This window comes from Mesorhizobium sp. Primo-A, from assembly GCF_003997175.1.
Lineage (GTDB): Bacteria > Pseudomonadota > Alphaproteobacteria > Rhizobiales > Rhizobiaceae > Mesorhizobium > Mesorhizobium ciceri.
On sequence record NZ_RZTG01000008.1, the window covers coordinates 247279 to 269717 of the forward strand.

Sequence of the window (22439 nt, forward strand, 5' to 3'; positions counted from 1 at the left end):
AACAACTGGAGATCGAACGCAATGAACATTGAAACCGCTTTCCGCCCGGATTCCATCGCCATTGGCGCGCCGGCCTATCATCCCGCCTATTCAAGTTCCGGCCATGTCGTCCAGGTCGAGGCAAGTAACGGCTTCACCATTGGCGGCGGCGGCATGGTGCGCGACCGGTCGCAACTGACAATCGTTTGGGGCGAAAGCCTCCAGATAACGGAGGTTCCCGAATCCGCCGCCCGGCTATGGCTGGAGCTTGCGCCGCGCTATCTGGTCGAACCGATTTCAGCCGTACAGGCGGCGGCATTGCTGGCGGCAGCAAAGCACAAGCAAGCCGAATTCCGCCGCAAGATGAACGAAGCCAGCGAACAAGGCCGCACCGCGCGCGCCGCTTTCGAAGCCGGGGCCGCCAGCAAGATTCCGGCATGGGCAAAAGCCGTCATCATTGGCGAGTTGATCGAGGATCAATCGGACTCGATGACCGACTATTATGGCGGCAAGACCATTAAAACCGTCATTCTCGGCTTTTCCAAGCATACCCGCGATTTATTCCCTGAGCTTCGCCAAGCGGCGCGCAACTTCGCCGACACTGCCGGGCTTGCCGACGCGCCGGAAACTGCCGAACATCGCCAGAAATACAGCATGGGCGGCGGCTACTTCCTGAAGACTGGCGGCCGCTATTCGAGCGGCTGGAAAGTCTCGAAACAATCATTCTACGGCAACCGGGAACCGGTCAAGAGCCTGCCTTTCCCTGCCGACTGGCATTTGAGCGCGCCGACGCCGGCAAGCGCTCCAGCGGCCGCGCCTGGCGTTGTGACGCCGGCCGGGATTCGGATCGAGGAACACACGCACACGAAAAAGGGCTTTCAAATGTTCATTTGCATCATGCCCGAACGTGTCGAGCGCGACGAGTTCAACCGGCTTCGTGATTTGGCCGAGACTCTTGGCGGCTGGTATACAAAACCATGGGGCAAGACGCCGGGCGGCTTCGCCTTCAAGAAACAGGAAGCGGCGGATACCTTCGCCAATCCCGAACCATCAGCGGCCGGCCCCGGATCATGCCCACAATGCCCGCATGGCTTAGGCTTCAACTGTTCGACATGCTGGCCGAAGGGCAAGCCGTCGACCCAAGAACAGCGTGCCGAGGCGCCAGCGCGTGCCAACGTCGCGACCGGCGACAAGCTGCGCGCCATGGCCGACGCCATGCAAGGCGATATAGACCATAAATTCCGCGACCGGCAGACAAACACGCCTAAGCGCCAGCGCGAAGCCGATAGCGCACGGCTTGACGGCTATTGGCTGCAGCGGACGCAACAGGCATTGCGCGCCCTGGCGGCGCACCATGACGCCGGAACCGTTCCGCTCGAATTGCGCGGCGCAACGTCAAAGAAAGTCGTCCATGACCTGGCGCGCTCCGAGATCGTGCGCAATGGCGGCTATTACGACGCCGGCCATGATAGCGGCAAACCGGCCAATGACACGCCGGCAACGCGCGCGCTTTGGGCAATGATCGCCGGGCAAAGCGAGGCCGACAAGCAAGCCGAGGAGTTGCGCCGCAAGGTCCAGGCGCTGCAATTCGCGAAGATTCCCGGTTACTTCCCGACGCCGCGCGCCGTCATCGATCAGATGATTGACCTTGCCGACATGCCGGCCGGCGAATTCGACATGCTGGAACCGGAAGGCGGCGGCGGCGCTATTCTGGACGCCATGGCGGAAGCCGCTCCGCTGGCCAAGCTCACCACGTTCGAACGGCATTTCAGCTTGCGGGAGATTTTGACCGCCAAAGGCTACACGCTCGCCGGATCCGATTTCATGGAAGCCGAGACCGCGCCGCGCTTTGACCGCGTGCTGATGAACCCGCCCTTTGAAAACGGGCAAGATATCGAGCATGTGCGCCACGCCTTCAAGATGCTGCGCGATGGCGGCCGGCTGGTCGCGGTCATGTCGCCGGGTCCATTCTTCCGGCAGGATCGCAAGGCAACGGAATTTCGCGCCTGGTTCGATGAGCGCGGCGGCGAAAAGTACGATCTGCCGGCCGGATCATTCAAGGAAAGCGGAACCGGAACTGGAACCGTCCTTGTCGTGCTGGTCGGCGATGAACTGGCGAAGGAAGCCGCGCCGGTTGCAACCGCGCCGGCAGCTGGTCGCGGCTATCGTATCGGCACAAGCCATTTCGAAAGCATGGAGGCGGCCAGCCGATACTATCAAGGCAACGACAAACAGACGGCCGAAAAGATAGCCGAGGGCGAAATTCACATCGGCCCGCCTTCCACATGCGAACCCGACGAGATCGTGACGCTGAACTGGTCGGAAGGCCGCTACTTCATCGAACGGAGGGGCTGAAGCCATGGAAAAGCGCGAATGGTATTTTGCCGGCGGCTGGAATTGGCCGCTGATTGCCGCGCTGCTGTTCACTGCGGCATTCTGGACGGCGGCCTATCAGGCATTCGCATGATCCGCCATGCCGCCGGCTTCCTCGCAATGGTGGCACTTATGGCTGGCGTCCTAGCGCTGGTCATCATCTTCGACTTGCCGCTACCGCATTAGAAGACAATCGCGGAATTCTTATAACCCCGCTCGATAGTGAGCGAACAACAGGAGATCGAAATGCCGAAAATGATTTTCCACATGGGCGTTACCCTTCGCTGTTACGGCAACGTCGAGGTCGAGGCCGAAAGCGTCGAGGCGGCTTTCCCGCTACTGACTGCCGATTACATCGGCGACAACATCACGATCCATGAAACGACAACCGATAGCGGGCAGGATTTGGCCATTATCGACGTTACCGACGAAGAGACCGGCGAACGGTTGGCAGACTATGGCGGGCACTCCCTGCCAAGCGTCTACGATCCGCAACCATCGCGGCTCGAACTGGCCGCGCCCGACATGCTGGCCGCCCTGAAGGCGATCAAGCGAGCTCGCGGCAACTGTGGCGCATCGCCATTCGAACAAGCCGCCTGCAATCTCATGGATGCGGCTATCCTGAAGGCGGAGGGCGAAGCCGCCGGCATTGCTGATGCGGAGGGCTGCGCCAATGGTTGACGCCAGCGAAGCCCCGACCACGTTTCATTATGAGCATTGGCGTCATGGCGGATGGTACACGAATGTTTACTATCCGTCCGGCGCTTGCGGTTGCGTGTCGCGCAACTACGATGACGGCAAATGGCGCATTGCCTGTGATCCGCGCCCATTCGAGCAACGACCGACATTCAAGAACCGTGACGCGGCGGCGCTTGCCGAATGGCACCTTGCGGAAGCGGAATGGACGCTTGTCCGCGCGGCGGCTGGCGATCTGTTCGACGCCTTAGACCGCGCTGTCGATCACAAGGCTATCACCGATCCATTCTGCCTGAAGCTCGCCAAGGAAGCGCTGGCGAAGGCTAAAGGACAAGCCGCCGCTCGCTGACACAGAAACACGCCTGGCGCTCGCCCCTGTGGCGGCGCGGCCCTATTCGAGAAGGAACCGAACACATGGAAAGTTTGACAGTGACATCAATCCGCGAAAGCCTGGCCGCACGTTTCAAGCGCTCATCGTTCTATTGGCGCTGGCGCGGCCGGATCACGCGCTACCGCCTCGCCTGGCGATACGCACGCGGCACCATGACGGCAGATGACGCGCAGTGGATCACTACCGACTGCAGGGACACTGCCGGTTGGCATCCGCTCGCCTCACTCTGCAATGAGTCCGTTATGGATCTTGCCCTTGACGTGTACGAAGATCATCCCGATCTGGCGCGGCTTGTTGCGGAAGCCTGCAACCGTGTCGGCGACAAATGGGACGACTATTCCGAGTCGGCTTCATCTGCCGCCGACTGGGCGATGGAAAAGGTGGCTGAGTACGCCAACCTTGAAAACATCGAACTGATCAAACGTGAAGGATCGGCGGACGACGAATAAACCTTGCAACTGGCATAGATTTATGCCATGAACTGAATTGCCGATTGTGGCGAATAGAGGAGATAGAACAGCATGAACGCACACGCCCATCCCGCGAATTCCAGTGTTTCGGCCATCGCCCTTGGCGCGGTCGTTTCCTTCAGTGCCTATGCCGCCGCAAAGGCGGTCCAGGCGGAGCCGGAACATGAACCAGAAGTGATCGCGGCCAATGAGGCGACACTCGCCGAAGTCCGCGCCATCTTCCCGGCGGATCTCGCCGAAAAGGCAATCGCCGCTGGAGCGTTCGATGAACCGGTCGAGATCGCCGAAGAGTCGGTAGAGATCGCGCCGCTTCCGCCGGCAACAGCGCTCGCCGACCGCGCCGCGCTCAACCGCGCGCTCGATATCGTCGCCAACGTGGTCGAGAAGCGCAGTTGTATCCCCATTCTCGGCAATGTCTGCCTCATCGGCGACGGCGAAAATCTGACCGTGACCGGCACTGATCTGGACATTGAAATCGCGGTCAAGATTCCGGCCGCCGCTGATGCCAGATTCGCCGTCACTCTGCCGGCGCATACTATGAAAGACCTCCTGAAAAAGGCGACGGCTTCCGAGTTCGTCGGTTTCACGGAACGGCAAGGCGACAGCAACGCCGTCACGGTCGATTTCGAAAAGGTGAACTACAGGCTGCAGGATTTGCCGGTCGCCGACTATCCGAACCTTTCCGGCGGCAAGCCGTCGCATTCCTTCACGGTTCCCGGCGCCGATCTGGTCGAGGCCTTCGGCGGCGTGGCGATCGCCATTTCAACCGAGGAAACCCGCTACTATCTGAACGGGGTCTATCTTCACCATGTCGAGCCGCGCGCCATCGATGCCTATCACGGCGATCACGGCGCATTGCGCATGGTCGCCACCGATGGGCATAGGCTTTGCCGGCAGGATTTGGCGGCCAGCGAGGGCATGAAGGGGATGCCCGGCGTCATCGTACCCCGCAAGACCGTCGCGCTCCTGCAGAAGCTCCTGAAGGGCAAGGCGTGCCCGGCAGAGGTTCGTGTCGAGATAGGCAAGACCGAGCATTGGGGAACCATCCGCCTCATGTTCGATGGCGTCACGATCACAAGCAAGCTGGTGGAAGGCTCATTCCCCGACTATCAGCGCGTCATCCCGACCGGCAACGACAAGCCGGCAACGTTCAAGGCGGCGGACCTGGCGGAAGGCGTGCGCGCGGTCGAACTGATTTCTTCCGAGCGCGGCCGCGCCGTCAAGCTCACCTTCAGCAAGGGCAAGTGCCAGCTGGTCGTCAACAATCCCGATCAAGGTTCGGCAACCGCCGACATTGCCGCCGACTATGGCAGCGACGAATTGGAGATCGGATTCAACGCCAAGTATGTGCAGGATTTGATCGCTACCGCCTGCTGCGAAGAGATCACGCTTACCATGGCTGATTCCGGCTCGCCGACACTCATGACCGCGCCGGACCGCAAGGGCTGGCTTGGCGTCCTCATGCCGATGCGTGTGTAGATTTAGGCCTTGGTCGGGCGCGCGAATGCGCCCACCTTCCATCAATCACGACAAGGAGGTTTCCCAATGCCGAAGATCATCGCCAAATATACCGATTTCAACGGAAACGTCTCATATGTGAGCGTTCTCGATGGTCACGTCTCCCACGCGCTGGCCAATGGCATCCCCTATGCGCTCAACAGCATCCCTAGGGATCAAGATGGCATGTCGCTTCGCTTCGCCTGCGAACGATGCACTACGGTCGAACAACTTGTGGCGACCATCAGCGCGCGCATGTATCTAGGCGGCAAAGCAAGCGTGGAAGCCTTTTCGCCAGCGACAGTCACGCCCGATGTCGCGCCAAGCGCCCGAGATCAAGACCGCACCGCCTACATGGAATTCATGCTGGCGGAATCATTCAAGGCTTGGGACGATGAAGAGGACAGCGTGAAGGAAGAGCACGCCGACCTGATCGCCGAGCTCTCGGACTTTGTTGGCACTTTGGCGAGCCAGCCAGAACGCCAAATAAGCCCCTTCCATGAGAACGGCATGAAAGCCGCCGCGTTTTCGGCGATGTTGAAGGCGCTGAAAGGTTTCGTTGATGCCTGTGGTGGCGATGCGCCCGATTGGCTTGGCGAGGAATTCTCCGCCTGCGAAGACGCCATCGAGCTTGCCGAAAAGGCCATCTGAACAACTCCGCCAACCGTGGCGAAACACAGGAGACAGAACCATGCCGAAATTCACCGTCCAGCCATGCCAGGCTGATCAAGGCGCAACCTATGTCATCGCCGACGAGTCCGGCGACATCGTGCTTCGCACATGGAGCAACTCGAAAGAGGAGATCGAGATCGCCGAGCGCGCCGCTGCTGCCTTGTCTGGCACCGATATAGCCGGTGAGATTCCGGCGCTGCGCAAATGCCTGATGGCGATGGAGCGAGCCAATCTAAGCGAGGCCCACCGACTGCGCGGCGTGATCGAGCGCCTCAGCGGAGGACCAGTGACATGAGCGCGCTCCGCTTCTGCATCGGCTTCGCCGCCGGCATCCTCGACGGATTCGGCACCATCCGCGCTCGCGATCGCATCCTTCGGCTGGTTCGCTATGATGGCGCGACGATGAATGGCTTCGACCGCGCGGCCGACATGTTCTCGTATGGCCACTGATATGACCAGATGGGATGAAGTCCTGATCTTCGTGCGCGGCAAATGGGAAATCGCGCACAAGGAGGTCGCCGACGGCGCCAGGCAGATGTGGATCCGCCGCGATATGTCATGGATTTGCGACGAAGGCGCGGAGGAGGCGACCTTGCCTATGCCGCCAAAGCCGAAGAAAGCGAAACCAACATGACCTACGCCAGACGGAGTTCAGCCATCCGCGCGGCCAAGAGCGCCTGCAGGAAGGCGCTTGACGCTCCGCACTATCAGGCGGCCCAAGGTGTCGATTTCACCATTCGAGTTCATTATTGGTATCTCGGCCCGCTTGGGCAGATGGACGACGAATACAGCTTCGATTTGATCGGAGTATGCTTGGAGGCATCCGAGGCCAAGGAAAAAGATCCGACCAACGTCTACCAACCCTAAACGGAGGCCAAGTCATGAACGACGTTTTTCTGGTGACCATCCTGTCCAAGTCGGCACCGATCTTCCGCTTTGTCGGCGGAACGGACGAAGGCCGCGCCAATTACCTCGCCGGTGTGTGCATTGACCGGCTTGCGGATTACCATGGACTGGAGTTCGACTACTCGGTCGAGCGGCTGCCATATGCCGCTACCATGACGCCGGAAACCGAGATCGTGCGCTTGGCGCTGGAGTCGGACGTATGAGCGCGAACGAATTCAGACTCCAGCGTCGAAAGGATGAGCCCGCTGCTCTGAAGATTGCAACCGACAAATACGAGGCGGCCGTCAATTCTCGTGATGCTTCGCCTGAAGGCATCGCCGCATTGGTCGCCGCAAAGCGCAACTATGGCGCGATCCTGCTTCGCGAGGATAAGAAGTCGCGGCCGGAGATTTACCGCAAAACCTAACCTGAAGCCTGCCAACTGTGGCAAAGAAAGGAGTCTGTCATGATCCGCACACTGATGAGGGCTTTACGCCGGCTGTTCGTCGCCGATCCCGTCAAGGAATTCCTTGGCGAATGGGGCGACGAGATCGAGCAGGAAGCGCGCAAAAGGCGCAACACCGATGCTTGAGTGGGGACCGATCATCATCCTGATCCTGGTCGCCGCCGGCATAGCCATAGGGCTGTTGCCGGAAGCCCATGACGCGCCGCTGCACAAGTTCCGCAACCAATGCCGAAGCGAGGGCATGGATTTCCGCGAGACCGAGGCGGCGATCGCCACGCGCATGGCATTTGTCCGGCTGCGAAGGATAGCCTCCGACCGGTGCATCGCCCAAGGCGGCAAGATCGGCCGCGACGAGATCAATGAGATCGCCGGCCATATCGCCATCGGCTTGGCCGCCTCGCGTGGCACCGATGCCGGCCATAAGTTCATCACATGGATCGATGACTGTCCGGACGAGGAGATCCTTTACGATGACGCCAGAGCGGCGCGCCATCGCCATCACGTCGCGGCCTTGCGTGAACAGGGTCATTACCCGCCCAAGAACGTCAAGCTGCATGATGACTACCGGCACGCTTTCAAGATCGTGAAGCATTAGCGCCGATTTGCCGCCAGATTAGCCCGCCAGCACGCGCGGAGGCCTTCCGGCGCAGCGAACTACCCGCCAGATGGAACGCTCGCTGGCGGCCCTGCCCTGCCCTTTCCCCCATTGATGACAATAAAGGAGTTTTGACCTATGGATTTGATGCTTGTCGATTCGAAAGCCGATCGTGGCGCTGGCGGAGACGGAATGGCCAACAAATCGAACCCCATATTCCGAGCATGGGCCGAGCCCAACAACCGCGGGCCCGGCTTCATCGCCCTGTGGATCGCGCCTGGCCTGGTCGCCGACATTGTGCGACCGGACGGCAAGACGCCAGCCATCTTCAGCACAGAGCTCGAGGCCGAGCTCGCAGGATGGCGGCGTATGGCCGAGGTGCTGAACGGACCGAGGATTCGAGCAAATCGGGATCAGGGCAAGAAAGAACGGTATCAGCGCCTCACTGGGCCGGAGTTCGCCGAGCAGCTGCGCGCCGCCGGGATTACCCCTACCTTCCTCGCATTCATTTACTCCACAAGTCCGCACAGAGTTTTGACGTGGCTGGATGGTGCCGAGGATATCCCGCACCCGATCCGCGTGCTTCTGGCGTTGTTCCAAGCCGATGAACGGAACATCGATATCGCCGAACGCGTGACCGAGGCCATCACGACCGAGCGCAAGCCTCGCCGGCGCGACACCGGCTAGGCGCTGCCCATGCAGGGCCCGATCGTATCGGGCTGGCTGTCCATGTATTGATCGATCAATCCGCTGAGATCCTCAACAGTGTTCACCAAGCCCTTGAACGTGAGGACTACGCCGGCGAATGGCTTGCCGTTCTCGTCGTTCAGGAGGATGCGGACATTTCCCTCATCGTCCATCTGAGCGTCAATCGATGTGGCGTGCGGGACATCAAGAACTTTCACCATCCTCCGCCTCCCGCACCGCCAAGATGTCCAGCGCGGTCCCGATGATGCTTTGCGGCTTGCCACCATCCATGGCGGTCCGCGCGACCGAAGCGCGCAACTCGTCGATGGTGGCGCCGCACTGAAGCGCGATCGAGATCAACACCGCCGCATCGTGGCAGATCAGGCCGATCGCCGAATCCGATTTCTGCGCATAGATGAACATCTCGCCGATCCGGCCATCCGGGTAGAAGCCGACAGTCGAGGTGAATGGCGACCTATTGCCGTTGGTCTCGATGTGGTTGAATTCGATCACTTCGGAAGCGCGGCGGTCCGGTAAGCGTTCTCTCATCGTGCCTGCCTCAAAATATCTTCCGCCGCATTCGACATGCGCCTGGCGTCATCACGATCCACAACCTTGACCATCGGCAGTTCAAATCCCCACCGCGTCGCGAAGGCTGATCGCCCCATCATTTCCTCGAACACCGCCACAACATCGAGGGCTCGCCTGATTGCCTCATAGATGAAGGTCCGCGCCTGACTACTCGGCACCGTATCCCAGACGAATTCGTCCTGGTCGACGACCCGCTCGATCAACTGGAAGTCCCTGTCCGGCATCATGTCGCGGATCGCGCCGACCGCGTGAATGGCCTGCAGCCGATAGGCGGAGATTGCCAGCCGGCTGTTTGACCCGGTGCCAACGCGATCGAAGTCGACGCTACTCATGCCGCCGACCCGACACCCATCCATGTAACCGCGCAGGATTCGGCCGGCTTCCTTCCGGCGTTCCTTGCTGGAGATTCCGGTCACCTTCTGGTCGACACGCCGCTCGATCGGATCTGACAGCGTCCCGATGTCATGCAGATATTCGAGGGCCGATCCATGGAGGCCACGATTGACGGCTCCGCCCATCTCGCGCGCTGCCTGCTGCTCAACAGCGACCTTCTCCTGATGCCTGGCCTCCTGCTTGCGGCGCTGGATTTCCTTGCGGCCTTCCCGCGTCCTGCCGTCTGGCATGGGCGGCGGTGCCGGCTTCGTCGGCTTTGGCTTCATGTACGAAGCGAGTGAGCCGAGCACGGACGGCCCGGATTTCGGCGCCTCTTGGGCCTGAGACAGTTCGCACGCGACGAAATACTTGTCCGACAATCTTGCTTCATCGCACCGCACGCTCTTCAAATGATCCAATGCGGTCTGCCGCTCTTCCATCGTCAGTTCCTCGCGCGGCGTCGGTAGATTGCGGTGCACGATGCCGCGAATACTCCCCTTTGATCGCCCACTCAGCATGGCAATCCTGCCGATCGACAAGCCGGACAGCCACAGGACAGAGATCGTGAATGTCACGATGCCCATTTCCTTCTTCTTGATCTTCTTGGCTTCCTTTTCCGAAATCATCTCAGCGCTCCACTTCCCGAAGTTGACCGCGACGGCCATCGAATTCGAACTCGGCAGTCTCGCCATCCTCACCGCGCCGCCGCTTGAGGCAGCGCGCCTCGATCCTGTTCTTCCAACGCTGCATCTGTTCTGCCCACTCCCTCCCGTCCTTGCTGTCCATTTCCTGCGGCCGCTGATTCTTCAGCCACCGGTCTCTTCTGAAAAGGGAAACACACCAGTCCGCATCTTGCTCAATGGAGCCGCCGCCATCCAGGTCGGTCAGATTGGGGAACGGATCATCTCGCCTCTGCGAGGATCTCGTTACCTGGGACAGCGCGATTACAGCAATTCCGAGATCCTTTGCAAGCGCCTTCAGATCACCGGTGACGAATTCGATCCGGTCGAACTTGTTCGCCGACTTGTTGAACGTCCTCACCAGCCTGATGTGGTCGACCACTGCAAACCCGAGACCGTGCCGGCGCTTCATGGCCACACATCTATCCCGCATCTGCTCGATCGCAAGCTTCGGCCGATCGTCGATGACGATTCTGGTGCCTTTCAGTTTGTCCCTGGCGGATTTCAGATCCTCCAACGCGAAGGCGTCATAAGATCCCGCCTCGATTTCGGCCACCGGCACGTTGGTCTCGCCAGCCATGGCGCGAGCGGTCAGATCCTCGTCCTTCATCTCGAGCTCGAAGAAGATGCCTGGCGCGTAGTGCTGGGCGCGCATCGCCATCTGGAAGGCAAGCACGGTCTTGGCGTCGCCGGCGCGCGCTCCGATGAAGCCGAGGTCGCCGGCATGCACGCGGCCGATCAGTTGGTCGAGCGTCGGCAGCCCGGTGTCGAAGCCCGGAACGATGCCGGTTTCTTTCGTCTTCGACGATCTCGTCAGCACTTTGACGGCGATATCGCCAAGCCACTTCAGCGGCTCCGCCTGGCTGTTGACACTGATGTCCTTGATTTTCACTTCCATGTCAGACAGGAGGTCGGCTGGCATGACGTTCGGTTTCTTGGCCTCTTTCAGCCCATGCTCAAGGGTTTCGATGAGTTTTCTGTGCCGCCAATGGTCGATGATTCCTTCGACCTCATCGAGAGCCGATTCGTTGTTCTCTGCATCGCGCAGCAGCGCGGTGAGCAGTGACGATGTGGATTTGCCGTCTTCATCGTATTCTGGCCCGAGCCGGCTTTCGAGTATCGCTAATGACATCCGCTTGCCTTCGGTGAGGACGTCGCGGACTGCCTGGTAGATTTGCCCATAGAAGGCGTTTGCAAAATGGAACGACTGGAGTGCGTCGGCGATTGACCAGAACGACGCCTCGGATTGCAGCACCTTTCCAAGCACCATGCGTTCGGCAACCAGATTCTCAAGGTGCTGTGTTTGTGGCTTCGCCATTCTTTTCGTCCTTCCGATTGCTTTTTTCAAACCGCTGTCTGGCGTTCCACAAGTCCAAGGCGTCGCCATCACGGCACACATCATTTACGGCGCACTTGATCCCGACGGCCTTCATGCGCTTCTGCAGTTCCTCGGCGGCATGCTGCCCTGGCGGCGGCAATACGCGCCCCTGCGGACCGAGAACCGCCTTGTCGCCGTCCTTGAAGATGTTCAGCCGCTCCACGAACATCGGCGGTTCGAAGTTCTTCATGCCGCTGGTCGACATGAACGACCACACGGGGCGCCGGCAGCCGTCGAGGAACCACGCCCCCAGCGCCGTCTCCATGCCCTCGGCGCCGTCTATGTGCGCGGCATCGCCGCCGAGTCGGATAGCGCCGCCTGCGGTGGTCCCGCGGCCGATCTTAGGGCTCGGAGACAGATCGGCCTTCTCCGGCTTGTCGCGCTTCAGATAGACAATCCAGAGAGCGACGTGGGAGTTGAAGGCATCGACCACCTTGCAGACGATTGCCGGGTAGTTGCCGACGTCCCGATCGGGTTCGAAGTCAAGCGCTGGATGAAAGCGGATTGCTTCATCGGGTTGCCACGGCCATTCGGAAATTGGCGGGATGCCGCGACCGATCAGGTATTGCTCTCCCATGGAGCCAGCGAGCGGCTTGGATTCCGCCCATATTTCCTGAACGTTCAAAACCTTGGCTTGTCTCTTCCGCTCCGCTTCGGCCGCCCCCTTCTTGTTGCGCGCGTCTCGTTCTGCCTGTTCTTTGCTTCGGCGCTCTTCCCTAGCCGCCTTATCTTCTGGCGACTCCGTGCGCTCTTCAGCCATCCCAAGATGCTCGCGGGCGAATTGGAACGCCTCGCGAAAGTCATCCTTGCTGTTCGGGATGCGATCCGTATGGCCGTAGTATAGGAGGGCAAGCCCATAACCGCCAACGCTCTGCGAGAATCGAAACCACCTGCCCTTGTGTGAGCCGCTCAGTTCGACCTTAAAGGAACTCGTCAGCTTCCTTGTCTTGGCGGTCTTGCTTGTCGCAACTTTAATCTGCGGCGTCATTAGGCCAATGTCTTGGCCTTTCTCCTTGACCGGTTTCCAACCCGGCCAGAATTTGGAGCAAATCGATTCGACGTCTTCGTTGAGTCTGTCGGTTATCTCTCTGGCGTCATCCCTGCTCATGCCCGTCGCAACCTTTGGTCAACGACCATGCGCATGATCTTGCGCGGCTCTATACCCACCTCGCCGGCAATCTGCGATATCCACCGGCCCGCCCTGAACAGTACCGATACCCGGTCGCACAATGCGCTTTCCCCTAACGTCGGCGCCGGCGCTGGTTCCGGCTCTTCTGGCGGCAGGACGCCCGTTTCCAGAAAGTCTCTGCCCCGCGATACCCGGCTCTTGATTGTTCCGACGGCAACGCCGATCAGATCGGCGGCCCGTTCGTAGTCGTTGCCAAGGATGGCCACCAACTCGATCGCCCGCCGCTGTTCCGTCGGGAGAAGCCGCATGCGTCGCTGTGTGATCTTGAGATCGACTGCGAAAGGTTGACTCGCTTGCACCGACAGATTCTTGGCGAGCATGTCGTCGGGGTCTTCGACCAATCTCGCCGACTTTCTCGCCTGGCTGATGTGTTCATTGCGAAGGATCGTGAAGAGCCACGCCTTCAGGTTCGTACCATCATTGAATTGTTCCCACTTCTCCATTGCCTTGACGACGGCCTCCTGCACCAGGTCGTCCGCCCTCGCCGGATCGCGCGAAAGACTTATCGCAAAGCGCCGCAGTGCGGCGTAGGACGCCATGACATCCCGATCAAATGCGGCCGGACGCCCTGTCATGCGCCGATCTCGTCATCGAGATAATCGAACAATCTGACAGCCAGTTCGGTGTGCGTCTGCCTCTTGTTCTTCCGAGCTAGGACGCTCGCCTGATCTAACTCCGGACCGTACTCGAATTGCCCCATGACTGAGATCAGCCGGTACTCAGGTTTGCACCACGACTTCTCGGCATCGAGCACATGGCAGAGCGCCTTGATGATCGGCGCCTTCACATGCCCGACGTTTCCATCCGGCTTTGACCTCGTGATTGCGCGCAGCGCAAGGCAGAGGTGATCCGCGCCATAGGTCTTCATGCATTCCTGAAGCGACCGGATGGCGATGGTGTCGCCGAGCTTCATGTTCTTGGATGGGACCGGGTATCGCAGGATGTTGACGTGTGCCTTTGCGCACGCATCGCGAAGCGCTATCGCGTCGGGTTTGTTTCCGGCGAGCTCCGCCGCGAATATCGACAGCGGGTGGATGGCGGTCACGGCGCCGTTGATCGCGGCAAAGGCTTCCGCCTGCTTCTTGGGGTCAGCCTCGATGATGATGCACGGCACTTCGTCGATCGAGCGCAGAGCGGCAGCTATAACCCGATGCTGGCCGTCGACGATCGCAAACAATCCACCATCGATGTTCGCGACCACTACGACCCCGAACAGGGCCCAGTCAAACCCCTTCGCTATCTTGAGGACATTCTTGGCGCCGCCCTCGAAGATCTCGCGCTGATAGGCCGGGTCGATCCGCAGCGCGGAGATGGGAAGCCAGCAGAGCCCGGGCTTGATGCCGAGCGACGTCGTCAATGGTCGGCCGAACGCGGCCGCGAACGGCGTCGGGTCGATCGTCCTCACTTCGGAATTCATTTCGTCCCTCTCGGCCGGCCGACCGGCTTTCCCGTCGGCTTCCACTTTTTCAGGCTATATTCCGACAGCCTCTCGGCGCCGGTCTGTTCCGCATGCCGCGCCAGTGAATAGAGGATGGTTGCGGGGTTCTTGTCGAACCACTTGCCGATCTGCGGCGACGACAGCGACGGCTTGTGGACCTTGATTTTGTAGATCGCCTCCCGGCGCGCCAGGCAGGCATTGTCGTTGCGAAAATCCATGAGGATGTTGTTCGCGACGACACCATGAGCAGCGGCGACATCCGCGATGATCTCGCGCGCCCAGACTGGGATCCGCCGCGCCGACATGATATCGGACTCGAACAGTTTCTTCCTTGCCCTCACGGCGATCATGCCGACCTCTTCTGCAAGAACTGCTGAGCCAGAAGCTTGATGCGGGACTCGTCCGTATAGACCGGCCCGAGCACTGCCCCCGGATCATTGATGCCGCGCTGCTGGTCTTTCTTGATGGCGTTGACAGACATGAGAACCGGGTCCGAGCCATAGTTCACATAGGGGAACACGACCGTGATTTCGTCGGCCTTCTGTCCCGGCCGATCTATGCGGCCGATCAACTGAGGATCGACAACCGCGTTCGACCAATCCATTTCACCAACGATCAAGGTCGAGCATCGCTTTTGCAGCCCATCCAGACCGGCGCCTGATCGAAGGGAAATGATCATCAGGTTCGTGTCACCGTTGATGAACGCGTTCTTCGTCCGATCCTTCTGCCTTGCCGACTCCGAGCCCGTGTAGAGCATCGGATTGAATTTCTTGAGCTGCTCAATCCATTGCGAATAAACGTCCCTGTGCCATCCTGCCAGGATGATCGGGATGCCTTTTTCGAGATACATCTGAGCCAGAATTGCGACGCTCTTGGCTTTTGCCAGTCCGGTCTGGAGGCGGGCGAATGCATCCAGTTCACGCGCGGCGAGACCGGCTTCCACAAAGGAGCCGTTCATAACCTTGATGGCGAGCTTCTTGGCGAGTTCGGCGGCGTTGTCGGCGATCTCTTCGTCAAAATCGACTTCGATTGGAATGCGGTTGATCGGCCGACCTTGGCGAAGACGCCGCAGGAAGACGCCGCTCTCCCGGAGATACGATCCAAGCGCGTCAGGATCCTCCACCCGCCATTTGCCTCCAGATGCCATGACGCACCACTCGCGGACGAAGTCCTCCCATGGGCCGAGAACTTCCGGGTCGATGACGCTAAGGATATTCCACATTTCCGAGCCAAGATTGTAGACCGGTGAAGCGCTCAACCCGAGCCGGAGAGCGGCGTTCTGCGCCAGCACCAAAGCTGCCTTGCCCTTCTCCGCCTCAGTGCCGCGGCGAAGTTCCTGAATCTCATCGAAGACCACGGCCTTGAACATGCCGGTAGCGAATATGTCGGTCCAACCGGCGATGTTAGAATAGCGGAAAATGTATAGGTTCGCCGGCGGCAGGCTGTATGGCTTGGTCCCCTGGATGACGTGCGCGTTCATGTAAGTGAAGGGCTTTATGAATTCATTCACCCATTGACTTGGAAGGTGCGCCTGCACGACGATTGCCGCCGGCAGATATTGCGAGCCGGCCAGGCCGTCCAGTGCGGCTATGGTTTTTCCGAGACCGACGTCATCGCCGAGCAGCAAGCCCTTCCTGCGATGCCACATCTCGCTGGCTTGTTTCTGATAGTGGTAGGCCTCTTTCCCGGGCCGAAAGCCGTGGCGCGCCGGCGGCTGCCAGTCAGGGAGCATGATGGCTTCCGATGCAGCGCGATCATCATCGAAGAGAAGCTTGGTAGCCTCAAGCGCCTGCCGATCTTGAGCCGACATGACGAACGGAAAACGCTGTTGCATCCACAGGAGATCGGCGGCCATTTCCAAAGTGGCCGGCAGATCGAAGACCTTCGTCTGGGTCTTCGGTATCCGGGGAAACATGTTCTTCAGCCGGATCGCCACATGCGGCGGGATATCGCTCAACACCCAGCGGTTGCCCTGCAGCGCTAGTTTGCCGTAGGTGGGCGCCGTCATACCGCCACCAAATTGCGCCGGCGCTTGCTGGTGAGGATCACCCGCAGATCCTCAAGCGCCTTGGCCTCTATCTGCCGGATGCGCTCTTTCGATATCCCATGTTTGCGACCGAGTTCTTCCAGCGTCTCCGGCTCATCGAGCATGAGCCTCGCCTTGATGATCGCGGCTGATCGTGGCGACAGCTTCTTCAGCGCTTGCCGGATGATCCTTCTCTGCCGCTCGCCGTCGATGGTCGCTTCCACGATTGCATCCGGTAGATCACCGCCGTCGACAAGTCGGTCGGTCCAGGACTCGCCGTCTTCGAAGACCGGGGCATCCATGGACGTGTCAGAGGCTCGCCGGCCAGCAAAGAACGCCATCTTGTTCTTGCTCGAAGTCGAACCTCGGACCACCGAGAAGTTGGCGATCACGTACTCCTGCAGGGCGGAGATCACATACCAGCGCGCGAAGGTCGAAAAGCGGTTGCCGAGTTCCGGGTCGAAGCGTTTCAGGGCATTGAACAGCCCAAGCGACCCTTCCTGTATCATGTCGTCCATTGGCAGATTGAACTTCTGGAACTTCCACGCACGGCTCACCACCATCGGACGATGCGCGGCGATGATCTGCCGCATCGCCGCCACGTCCCGGTGATCGCGCCAGCGGACGGCCAGCGCGTATTCATGCTCGCGGGTGAGGAATTCAGGCGCCATTGATGATTACGCGACCACCGGCCCACTCCAGCGGAGCACGCAACCATTCACGCCCGGCGCCGGAACGCAGTGAACGACTCCGACAGAGTCGGTCACGCGATGGGTTTCACCGCCGGGGCGGAATTGAACAGTCTTGGGACTCTCAATGCGGTACACGCGGCCGCCGAAGTCATATTCGCGCCAGTCTTCAACTCCCGCGACGTCCAGTTTCAATAAATCAGCCATTTTGATCTCCTTGGTTATCGTTCAGGATGCCAACCCAAACATGTCGTGCTGCATGCCGCGCGCTTTCTCCGGCGGAGGCATGCCTTCTGGCAGAAGTTGCAATGCGAGTAGTCCGCCCTTGGTCTCGCCGCACTCGGCAAAGCCGGCCTTGCGGAAGGTCCAGCCAAAGACCTCTTGGCCGCGGACGATTATCGGTCGGACCTTCTTTCGATCGATGAAGGTGACCATTCCCAAATCGGGGGGGGTACCGTAGTGAGCCCGGGTCGCCGCGACAGCCTCAACGATCATGTCGGAGGCGCGGCCGGCGCCCTCATTGCGAAAGGCCGAGCAAATCCATGCGCCCGCCCATGCGTGCTTCACCCATTCGGCAAATGGCGCGCTGGTGACCCAGTAGGCCCGCCCAGTCTCTGTCAGCGCCTTGAACACGACACATGACCCAGTCGGCGCGAACTGCGGCGTGCCGGGTTTCTGCCGCGAATAATGCCTGTCGGCTATACGCGCCGAGAAGCGATCAGCACGATGGGAAAGCTGCCAGATCAACGAGCGCCGACCTTTTGCTTCCCCGTCTCCGTTTTCAGCATGCGCGCCATCATCCAGACCGATCCGAATGTGGTCGAGGCGACATAAACGGTGCCGCCGACGGCTATCTGCCACCAATTGCCGGTTTCGACGGCGTGCCAGACCGTCGACCAGATGAACAACTGCGCCACAAACCAGACGCCGTTGGAGGCGATCGCCCATTTGAAATGGTGACGGACGTCACCGCTGTTCCTTGATCGGGAGACCGCTGTGAAGGCCGCGTTCTGCACGATCGAGACGCCGGCCAAGCCGAGCATCGTAAGCCAGAAATTCATGTCAGTTCTCCGTTACTGGTTCTTCTTCGGGTCCACAGTGGAGCCCGCATTCGACGTCGTATTCTTCGTCCGGCGAGTCATCGAAAAGATCGGGGGACCGATGCACCTCATTGATGAGATCGATGACCCTGTCACGCGAGGAGAAAAAGCCCTCCTGCTCGACCTCCTGCTCATGCCACCACAGCGGCGCCGCCGGCTGCTCACGGATGATGCGCTTGCGAAGCCCGCGTCCTTTCAGGAAGCAAAAATCGCAATTGCCCTCATAGTCGCGCAGGCCAAGGTCAAAACCCTGCGGCAGTGGGTGCGTGAGGTTCTTCGGATCTTTGTTGTCGCCGAGCCAGTAACTCATGACATCCGGCTTGCGCACCCGGGCTCGGGAGAGCGGGTAAGCGCATGTTCGGCCAGCCTTCTCGGCATTGGCCATACCCTTGATGATGCGATGGCCTTCGTCATAGCGCAGGCCTATCACCTCGCTGTAGTTCCCCGGCGCCCAGCCATATGTCTTGGCCAACGCGAACAGCGGCAGCAGTTTCAGATAGGTCGTGCACCACCGCTCCTGCCAATTCGGCAACCGTTGCTTTTTGGCGATGAGAGCTTTGAACGGCTCACCCTTGCGGGAAGCGCTGTTGTAGCCGACCTCCTCATACACACTGTCGCCCGGCCGCCACTCGAGCCAGTGGATCTTGACGCCGAAGCGGACGCTGCACTCATGGACGTAGCGAAGCGTCTCCTCGCGCTCCTTGCCGGTGTTTGCAAAAGCGACGACCACATCGTCCGGAAGTTTGCCCCCGTGCGCGCGGACGATCTGGTCCAGCATGTAGCCGCTGGTGCGGCCACCAGAGAATGAGACCAGCGCCGGACCGGTGATGAGATATGGATTCGTCATCTACAGCCACGCCTTTGCAAGATTGTGGAAATAGACCGGCTTTCCATTGATCTCCGGCGGGAAGCCCATCGCGACGTTGCTGACGAGGATTAGTTCCTTGATGCTGTCGTGCTGCGCGTATCGCTCCACCTGGTGGAAGATCGCGCGCTTGCCGCCCTTTATCTTGACCTCGATCCCGATCTCGCCACACATGAAGTCGATCACATCTTCCGGACTCAACCTGACCTCCCGCTCATGGGGAATGTCAGCGAGGGTGAACTCGTCCGAGATTGCCGCCTGCAACCGCTTTTCGTCAGAGAGCGGCAAGCGGATGCCAGCGAGCAGGCCAATGATCTGCTGCACGGTCGTCATGCTGCGACCTTCCTTAGATCAGCCGGACAGTTCGCCTCGAAATTGGCCAAGGAAAACCCGGCCGGCGTCGCACTCCTCTGGTCCGCGCGATCATCGCTTGGCGGCAACAGATGCATCTTCGAACCGTCGATCGGATCCACCGGCTTCTTCGGCGGCATGACGAACCCGTTGAACGTCCACAAACCAGTCTTCTTGGTGTAGGCGTCAGTCGATGGATCGGCGAGATAGCCGGCATACTGGAATGGCTCGAACCAATAGTGCGGCTTGCCGATATGCGGAATGTTGGACAGAACACCTATCGGGTTCTCAACGAATCCGGGAGCACCAGACCATGCTACGGCTTGGCAGGACGCCTCGAAGGTCTCCAGCGCATCACGGAGCATGGCGCCTCGCTTCTTCTCGAAATCCCGAGCGCCGCTGACGGCAACGTGCGTGCACGGCGGGAAGGCGCCGACAAAGACTATCCTTCGCCGCGGGGGGGGGCGCCATGTCCGGACATCACCCCAGACGAAATGGATATTGTTCTTTATGCGGTCTTTGCGGATCGAATGCTCAACGTCAACGCACCAGCATTCAATGCCGGCCGCAGCCCACGGCCGAGCCGCGATGCCGGACTTGTCGCAGAGGAAGATGGCGACTGGGGTCACTTCTTGCCTTTCCAACTCTTCGACCTGTCCGGGGCACTCCGCATGATGACGTAGCGGTCAAGATGCAGTTCAGCCGCAGTGAGGATGTTCAAGCCTCGTCGTTTAAACATGATCGTCATCTCTTCCGCTCCCTTCTGCACCTTGAGTCCTTCAATCAGTTCCCCGAGAAACTTCCTCACATAGTCGATCGTGAAATCTGTCTCTTCGATCCCGACGCCCCATTCCCGGTAGACGTCGAGCCAGCGTTTCGCCGCCCAGATCTTGGTGGCCTCTTCCCGCGTCATGTGGACGATCACCTTGAATGACCGTCCGTCTTCCCTCTCTTTGTTCCGGGTGATGATGCCGCGCAGAAAGTCCCGCGAATCCTCCGGTGAGATATCAGGCAAGTTCACCGCGCCTGGTCTGTCGGGATGTCATCGTCCCCGGTTCACGCCGCCGAGGCATGCCGTCGTACATCTTCTTGTGGCAATGCCAGCAATATGGAGACCCCGACTTCACCGGCTTGCCGCAGAAGAAATATACCGCCGTGTCCGGCCTCTTGTCGTCATTCCATGTCGGCGCCCTGCACTGACCGCTCTTCACGTCTTCCAGATGCACCCGGTAGTGCAGGTCGGGGAACTCGTAGACCGGCTCCGCATCGATGATCGCCGGCTTCCTGATTGCCAAAGCCGCAGTGAGCGGTGCCGGCGCCCGGGGCGGCTTCGCTGGCACCTCTTTCTTCGCCACCGGCGCGGCTTTGTGTTTCTCCGGTCGGCTTTTAAAAAGCGCGTCCGCCTTCATCTTGGCGACTGATGCTGGAGTGGCGACAAGCTTGATCCCTGAACGGTAACTGAGCCCGATGATCATATTCCGGTTGCACTTGCCGCCAATGGCCTCTGCAATCTGAGTGGAGCTCATCTTCTCCGCCACTCCATCGCGGATCGCCTGTATCCGCTCCTCCCTGCTCATCCTCTCCCACATCAAGCGTTGGCCTTGAAAAGCTTCTCGGCTTCCTTGATCTGCAACTGCGCCCTGGTGAGCGGCTTCTCGGCGAAGAGATCGTTCGCCCGCCGATGGCTGTATGGGTTGAGATGCCGATCCAGCCACCAGCACACGCCCACGCCTTCGGCTGCGTCAACGCTGGTGATCTCAATGCCGAGTTTCCGGCACATCTTCACCGCCTCAGACTTGGCGTCAGGCGGGCGACCGTTGCCCAAGAAAGCTAGACGCCATGTGGCCTGGTTGACGAACATGACCGGGATATTCAACTGTGCACACACCCGGCAGGCGATCGCCTCAAGGCCATGAAGCTTGAAAATTGTCTTGAGGCTGATGCCGCCTTTCTTTTCATAGGTGACCGACTTCCCAGCCCAGTTTGAATTAGTGTCGACGACTGCCTTCTTTCGACCAGCGAAGTCCGTGCGAAGTGGCTCCTCTATTGCAAGAGATTCAATTCGATTGGTGACCAGCCAGATGCGAACGACACGATCAAACCAGTCGAACACCTTGCCGAGCTCGTTTGCATCCAGCGCCAGCTTTTCATCGGCGCCGTCCAAGATGCTCTTTTTCTTCTTCGCGCCGCTATAAACGAACGTCTCCGCTGTGAAGACGCCGTCCTTCAGAAACGCAGCGCCAGTGGTGGTCGCTATGTCCAACCCGCCGATGACCATATTTCACTCTTCAATGTGTGGACGCGGGACGGATCAAGTCCGCCCCGCCAAGGGGCTTCAAAGCGTCTCGGCTGGTTCGCGGTCTGAGATGTCCACGTCATCCGGCCACGGCTCGCCGCCTTCGTCGTCGTCCGAGACATCAGAAGACGCCGTCGATCCGCCATCGGAAGCCTGATCAAACTCATCGGCGAGACCAGTGACCTCGGCGCCCTCCTTACGAAGGAGTTCGGCCTCCGGAGGCTTCTGACGGATGCCCGCAGCGTTGATAGCCTGACCTGCGTGCCAGCCCTCGACGTACTTGTTGTAAGCCTCGGTGCCGGACGCGTGGGACGTGGCGAGCGTCTTGCCCGACATGCCATCACGCTTGCCATCATCGAAGGCCCGGTCCTCGACCGGCCGACGGTCTTGGTCGAAAAGCGCACCCTGAGTGCCGATGGCCAAGCCGGCCCAGCGAGCGACCATCGCTTGCCGTTCCATGTCCGCCTTGATCCTTGCTTCGCCTTCCGGCGTTTCGAGATCCAGCAGGAGTTTGATGTTGGCGAGACCGGTTGCGCCGAGATCCGACTTGATGATCTTGTCGAAGTTCATCCGGTCGGCTTTGGTCTTCTTTTCGGCCTCAAGCAGCTTGGCGCGCTTCGCGGCGTGCTGGCGCGTCAGGCCCTGAAGCTGGTCATCGCTAAGCTGTTCGGCTGATCTATTGTGTCCGGGACCAGCTGCGCCGCCGACGACGGACAATTTTGGCTTGTTCTTGGATCCGGCTGGACGCGCCAT

General features: G+C 60.0%; 35 protein-coding genes. 15 read left to right on the forward strand and 20 right to left on the reverse strand.

The window, feature by feature from the left end; all coding sequences use genetic code 11:
- Window positions 1-21: 21 nt before the first annotated feature.
- From EOC83_RS16830 to EOC83_RS16890, 15 genes are all read left to right on the forward strand, one after another.
- Window positions 22-2334: a methyltransferase gene (locus tag EOC83_RS16830; RefSeq protein WP_063168400.1), complete on the forward strand. Its 2313-nt coding sequence runs from the start codon at window positions 22-24 to the stop codon at window positions 2332-2334.
- A gap of 264 nt (window positions 2335-2598) precedes the next feature.
- Entirely contained in the window at window positions 2599-3033 is a 435-nt protein-coding gene (locus tag EOC83_RS16835; RefSeq protein WP_063168401.1) for a hypothetical protein, read from the forward strand.
- A complete protein-coding gene (locus EOC83_RS16840) occupies window positions 3026-3397 on the forward strand; it encodes a hypothetical protein (protein WP_127224375.1) in 372 nt (123 codons plus the stop codon). Before EOC83_RS16835 ends, EOC83_RS16840 begins: the two co-directional genes overlap by 8 nt.
- 65 nt (window positions 3398-3462) lie before the next feature.
- The gene (locus EOC83_RS16845; protein WP_063168402.1) at window positions 3463-3888 is read left to right on the forward strand and encodes a hypothetical protein; all 426 of its coding nucleotides are present in this window, start codon (window positions 3463-3465) and stop codon (window positions 3886-3888) included.
- A 72-nt stretch (window positions 3889-3960) separates the two neighbouring features.
- Window positions 3961-5388, forward strand: a complete 1428-nt coding sequence (gene dnaN, locus EOC83_RS16850) for a DNA polymerase III subunit beta (protein ID WP_063168403.1) — start codon at window positions 3961-3963, stop codon at window positions 5386-5388.
- A 66-nt stretch (window positions 5389-5454) separates the two neighbouring features.
- A complete protein-coding gene (locus EOC83_RS16855; protein WP_063168404.1) occupies window positions 5455-6057 on the forward strand; it encodes a hypothetical protein in 603 nt (200 codons plus the stop codon).
- Window positions 6058-6097: 40 nt separating this feature from the next.
- Window positions 6098-6373, forward strand: coding sequence for a hypothetical protein (locus EOC83_RS16860; RefSeq protein WP_063168405.1), 276 nt, complete (start codon window positions 6098-6100; stop codon window positions 6371-6373).
- On the forward strand, window positions 6370-6528 hold the full coding sequence (locus EOC83_RS32810; RefSeq protein ID WP_158515791.1) for a hypothetical protein: 159 nt from the start codon (window positions 6370-6372) through the stop codon (window positions 6526-6528). Before EOC83_RS16860 ends, EOC83_RS32810 begins: the two co-directional genes overlap by 4 nt.
- 1 nt (window position 6529) lies before the next feature.
- On the forward strand, window positions 6530-6712 hold the full coding sequence (locus EOC83_RS16865) for a hypothetical protein (RefSeq protein ID WP_063168406.1): 183 nt from the start codon (window positions 6530-6532) through the stop codon (window positions 6710-6712).
- On the forward strand, window positions 6709-6945 hold the full coding sequence (locus EOC83_RS16870; protein ID WP_063168407.1) for a hypothetical protein: 237 nt from the start codon (window positions 6709-6711) through the stop codon (window positions 6943-6945). Before EOC83_RS16865 ends, EOC83_RS16870 begins: the two co-directional genes overlap by 4 nt.
- A gap of 14 nt (window positions 6946-6959) precedes the next feature.
- Window positions 6960-7187 carry a hypothetical protein gene (locus EOC83_RS16875; RefSeq protein ID WP_063168408.1) on the forward strand — a complete coding sequence of 76 codons (228 nt, stop codon included), beginning with the start codon at window positions 6960-6962 and terminating at the stop codon, window positions 7185-7187.
- Window positions 7184-7390: a hypothetical protein gene (locus EOC83_RS16880; protein WP_063168409.1), complete on the forward strand. Its 207-nt coding sequence runs from the start codon at window positions 7184-7186 to the stop codon at window positions 7388-7390. Before EOC83_RS16875 ends, EOC83_RS16880 begins: the two co-directional genes overlap by 4 nt.
- Window positions 7391-7429: 39 nt before the next feature.
- Window positions 7430-7555 carry a hypothetical protein gene (locus EOC83_RS33575; protein ID WP_275955627.1) on the forward strand — a complete coding sequence of 42 codons (126 nt, stop codon included), beginning with the start codon at window positions 7430-7432 and terminating at the stop codon, window positions 7553-7555.
- Window positions 7548-8024 (forward strand): hypothetical protein, encoded by a 477-nt coding sequence (locus EOC83_RS16885; RefSeq protein ID WP_063168410.1) that lies wholly within the window; start codon window positions 7548-7550, stop codon window positions 8022-8024. The genes EOC83_RS33575 and EOC83_RS16885 overlap by 8 nt, the downstream gene beginning before the upstream one ends.
- A 138-nt stretch (window positions 8025-8162) precedes the next feature.
- Window positions 8163-8711, forward strand: a complete 549-nt coding sequence (locus EOC83_RS16890) for a hypothetical protein (protein ID WP_063168411.1) — start codon at window positions 8163-8165, stop codon at window positions 8709-8711.
- Here EOC83_RS16890 and EOC83_RS16895 read toward each other — a convergent pair.
- The 20 genes from EOC83_RS16895 to EOC83_RS16990 form a co-directional block, all read right to left on the reverse strand.
- Window positions 8708-8932: a hypothetical protein gene (locus EOC83_RS16895; RefSeq protein WP_063168412.1), complete on the reverse strand. Its 225-nt coding sequence runs from the start codon at window positions 8930-8932 to the stop codon at window positions 8708-8710. The two genes, EOC83_RS16890 and EOC83_RS16895, sit on opposite strands and share 4 nt — an antisense overlap.
- Window positions 8916-9260: a hypothetical protein gene (locus tag EOC83_RS16900; protein ID WP_063168413.1), complete on the reverse strand. Its 345-nt coding sequence runs from the start codon at window positions 9258-9260 to the stop codon at window positions 8916-8918. The genes EOC83_RS16895 and EOC83_RS16900 overlap by 17 nt, the downstream gene beginning before the upstream one ends.
- The gene (locus EOC83_RS16905) at window positions 9257-10300 is read right to left on the reverse strand and encodes a hypothetical protein (RefSeq protein WP_127224376.1); all 1044 of its coding nucleotides are present in this window, start codon (window positions 10298-10300) and stop codon (window positions 9257-9259) included. The genes EOC83_RS16900 and EOC83_RS16905 overlap by 4 nt, the downstream gene beginning before the upstream one ends.
- Before the next feature lies 1 nt (window position 10301).
- Window positions 10302-11741, reverse strand: coding sequence for a DnaB-like helicase C-terminal domain-containing protein (locus EOC83_RS16910; RefSeq protein WP_245441291.1), 1440 nt, complete (start codon window positions 11739-11741; stop codon window positions 10302-10304).
- On the reverse strand, window positions 11644-12840 hold the full coding sequence (locus EOC83_RS16915; RefSeq protein ID WP_063168416.1) for a toprim domain-containing protein: 1197 nt from the start codon (window positions 12838-12840) through the stop codon (window positions 11644-11646). Before EOC83_RS16915 ends, EOC83_RS16910 begins: the two co-directional genes overlap by 98 nt.
- Complete coding sequence (locus EOC83_RS16920) at window positions 12837-13496, reverse strand: sigma-70 family RNA polymerase sigma factor (protein WP_063168417.1); 660 nt, start codon at window positions 13494-13496, stop codon at window positions 12837-12839. The genes EOC83_RS16915 and EOC83_RS16920 overlap by 4 nt, the downstream gene beginning before the upstream one ends.
- A complete protein-coding gene (locus EOC83_RS16925) occupies window positions 13493-14326 on the reverse strand; it encodes a ParB N-terminal domain-containing protein (RefSeq protein WP_164751997.1) in 834 nt (277 codons plus the stop codon). Before EOC83_RS16925 ends, EOC83_RS16920 begins: the two co-directional genes overlap by 4 nt.
- Before the next feature lie 8 nt (window positions 14327-14334).
- Window positions 14335-14709, reverse strand: coding sequence for a hypothetical protein (locus EOC83_RS16930; protein ID WP_063168419.1), 375 nt, complete (start codon window positions 14707-14709; stop codon window positions 14335-14337).
- A complete protein-coding gene (locus tag EOC83_RS16935) occupies window positions 14706-16367 on the reverse strand; it encodes a DEAD/DEAH box helicase (protein ID WP_063168420.1) in 1662 nt (553 codons plus the stop codon). Before EOC83_RS16935 ends, EOC83_RS16930 begins: the two co-directional genes overlap by 4 nt.
- Window positions 16364-17056, reverse strand: coding sequence for a sigma-70 family RNA polymerase sigma factor (locus EOC83_RS16940; RefSeq protein ID WP_063168421.1), 693 nt, complete (start codon window positions 17054-17056; stop codon window positions 16364-16366). Before EOC83_RS16940 ends, EOC83_RS16935 begins: the two co-directional genes overlap by 4 nt.
- Window positions 17057-17062: 6 nt before the next feature.
- Window positions 17063-17281: a hypothetical protein gene (locus tag EOC83_RS16945; protein ID WP_127224377.1), complete on the reverse strand. Its 219-nt coding sequence runs from the start codon at window positions 17279-17281 to the stop codon at window positions 17063-17065.
- A gap of 21 nt (window positions 17282-17302) precedes the next feature.
- Window positions 17303-17821: a hypothetical protein gene (locus EOC83_RS16950; RefSeq protein ID WP_063168422.1), complete on the reverse strand. Its 519-nt coding sequence runs from the start codon at window positions 17819-17821 to the stop codon at window positions 17303-17305.
- Complete coding sequence (locus EOC83_RS16955; protein ID WP_063168423.1) at window positions 17818-18135, reverse strand: hypothetical protein; 318 nt, start codon at window positions 18133-18135, stop codon at window positions 17818-17820. Before EOC83_RS16955 ends, EOC83_RS16950 begins: the two co-directional genes overlap by 4 nt.
- Window position 18136: 1 nt before the next feature.
- A complete protein-coding gene (locus tag EOC83_RS16960) occupies window positions 18137-19021 on the reverse strand; it encodes a hypothetical protein (protein WP_063168424.1) in 885 nt (294 codons plus the stop codon).
- A complete protein-coding gene (locus EOC83_RS16965) occupies window positions 19022-19372 on the reverse strand; it encodes a hypothetical protein (RefSeq protein ID WP_063168425.1) in 351 nt (116 codons plus the stop codon).
- Window positions 19369-19755, reverse strand: a complete 387-nt coding sequence (locus tag EOC83_RS33240) for a hypothetical protein (RefSeq protein ID WP_244514310.1) — start codon at window positions 19753-19755, stop codon at window positions 19369-19371. Before EOC83_RS33240 ends, EOC83_RS16965 begins: the two co-directional genes overlap by 4 nt.
- A 260-nt stretch (window positions 19756-20015) precedes the next feature.
- Window positions 20016-20405, reverse strand: coding sequence for a hypothetical protein (locus EOC83_RS16975; RefSeq protein ID WP_063168427.1), 390 nt, complete (start codon window positions 20403-20405; stop codon window positions 20016-20018).
- Window positions 20398-20967 (reverse strand): GcrA family cell cycle regulator, encoded by a 570-nt coding sequence (locus EOC83_RS16980; RefSeq protein ID WP_158515793.1) that lies wholly within the window; start codon window positions 20965-20967, stop codon window positions 20398-20400. The genes EOC83_RS16975 and EOC83_RS16980 overlap by 8 nt, the downstream gene beginning before the upstream one ends.
- 11 nt (window positions 20968-20978) lie before the next feature.
- Window positions 20979-21668, reverse strand: coding sequence for a hypothetical protein (locus EOC83_RS16985; protein WP_063168429.1), 690 nt, complete (start codon window positions 21666-21668; stop codon window positions 20979-20981).
- 57 nt (window positions 21669-21725) lie between these two features.
- A complete protein-coding gene (locus EOC83_RS16990) occupies window positions 21726-22439 on the reverse strand; it encodes a hypothetical protein (protein ID WP_063168430.1) in 714 nt (237 codons plus the stop codon).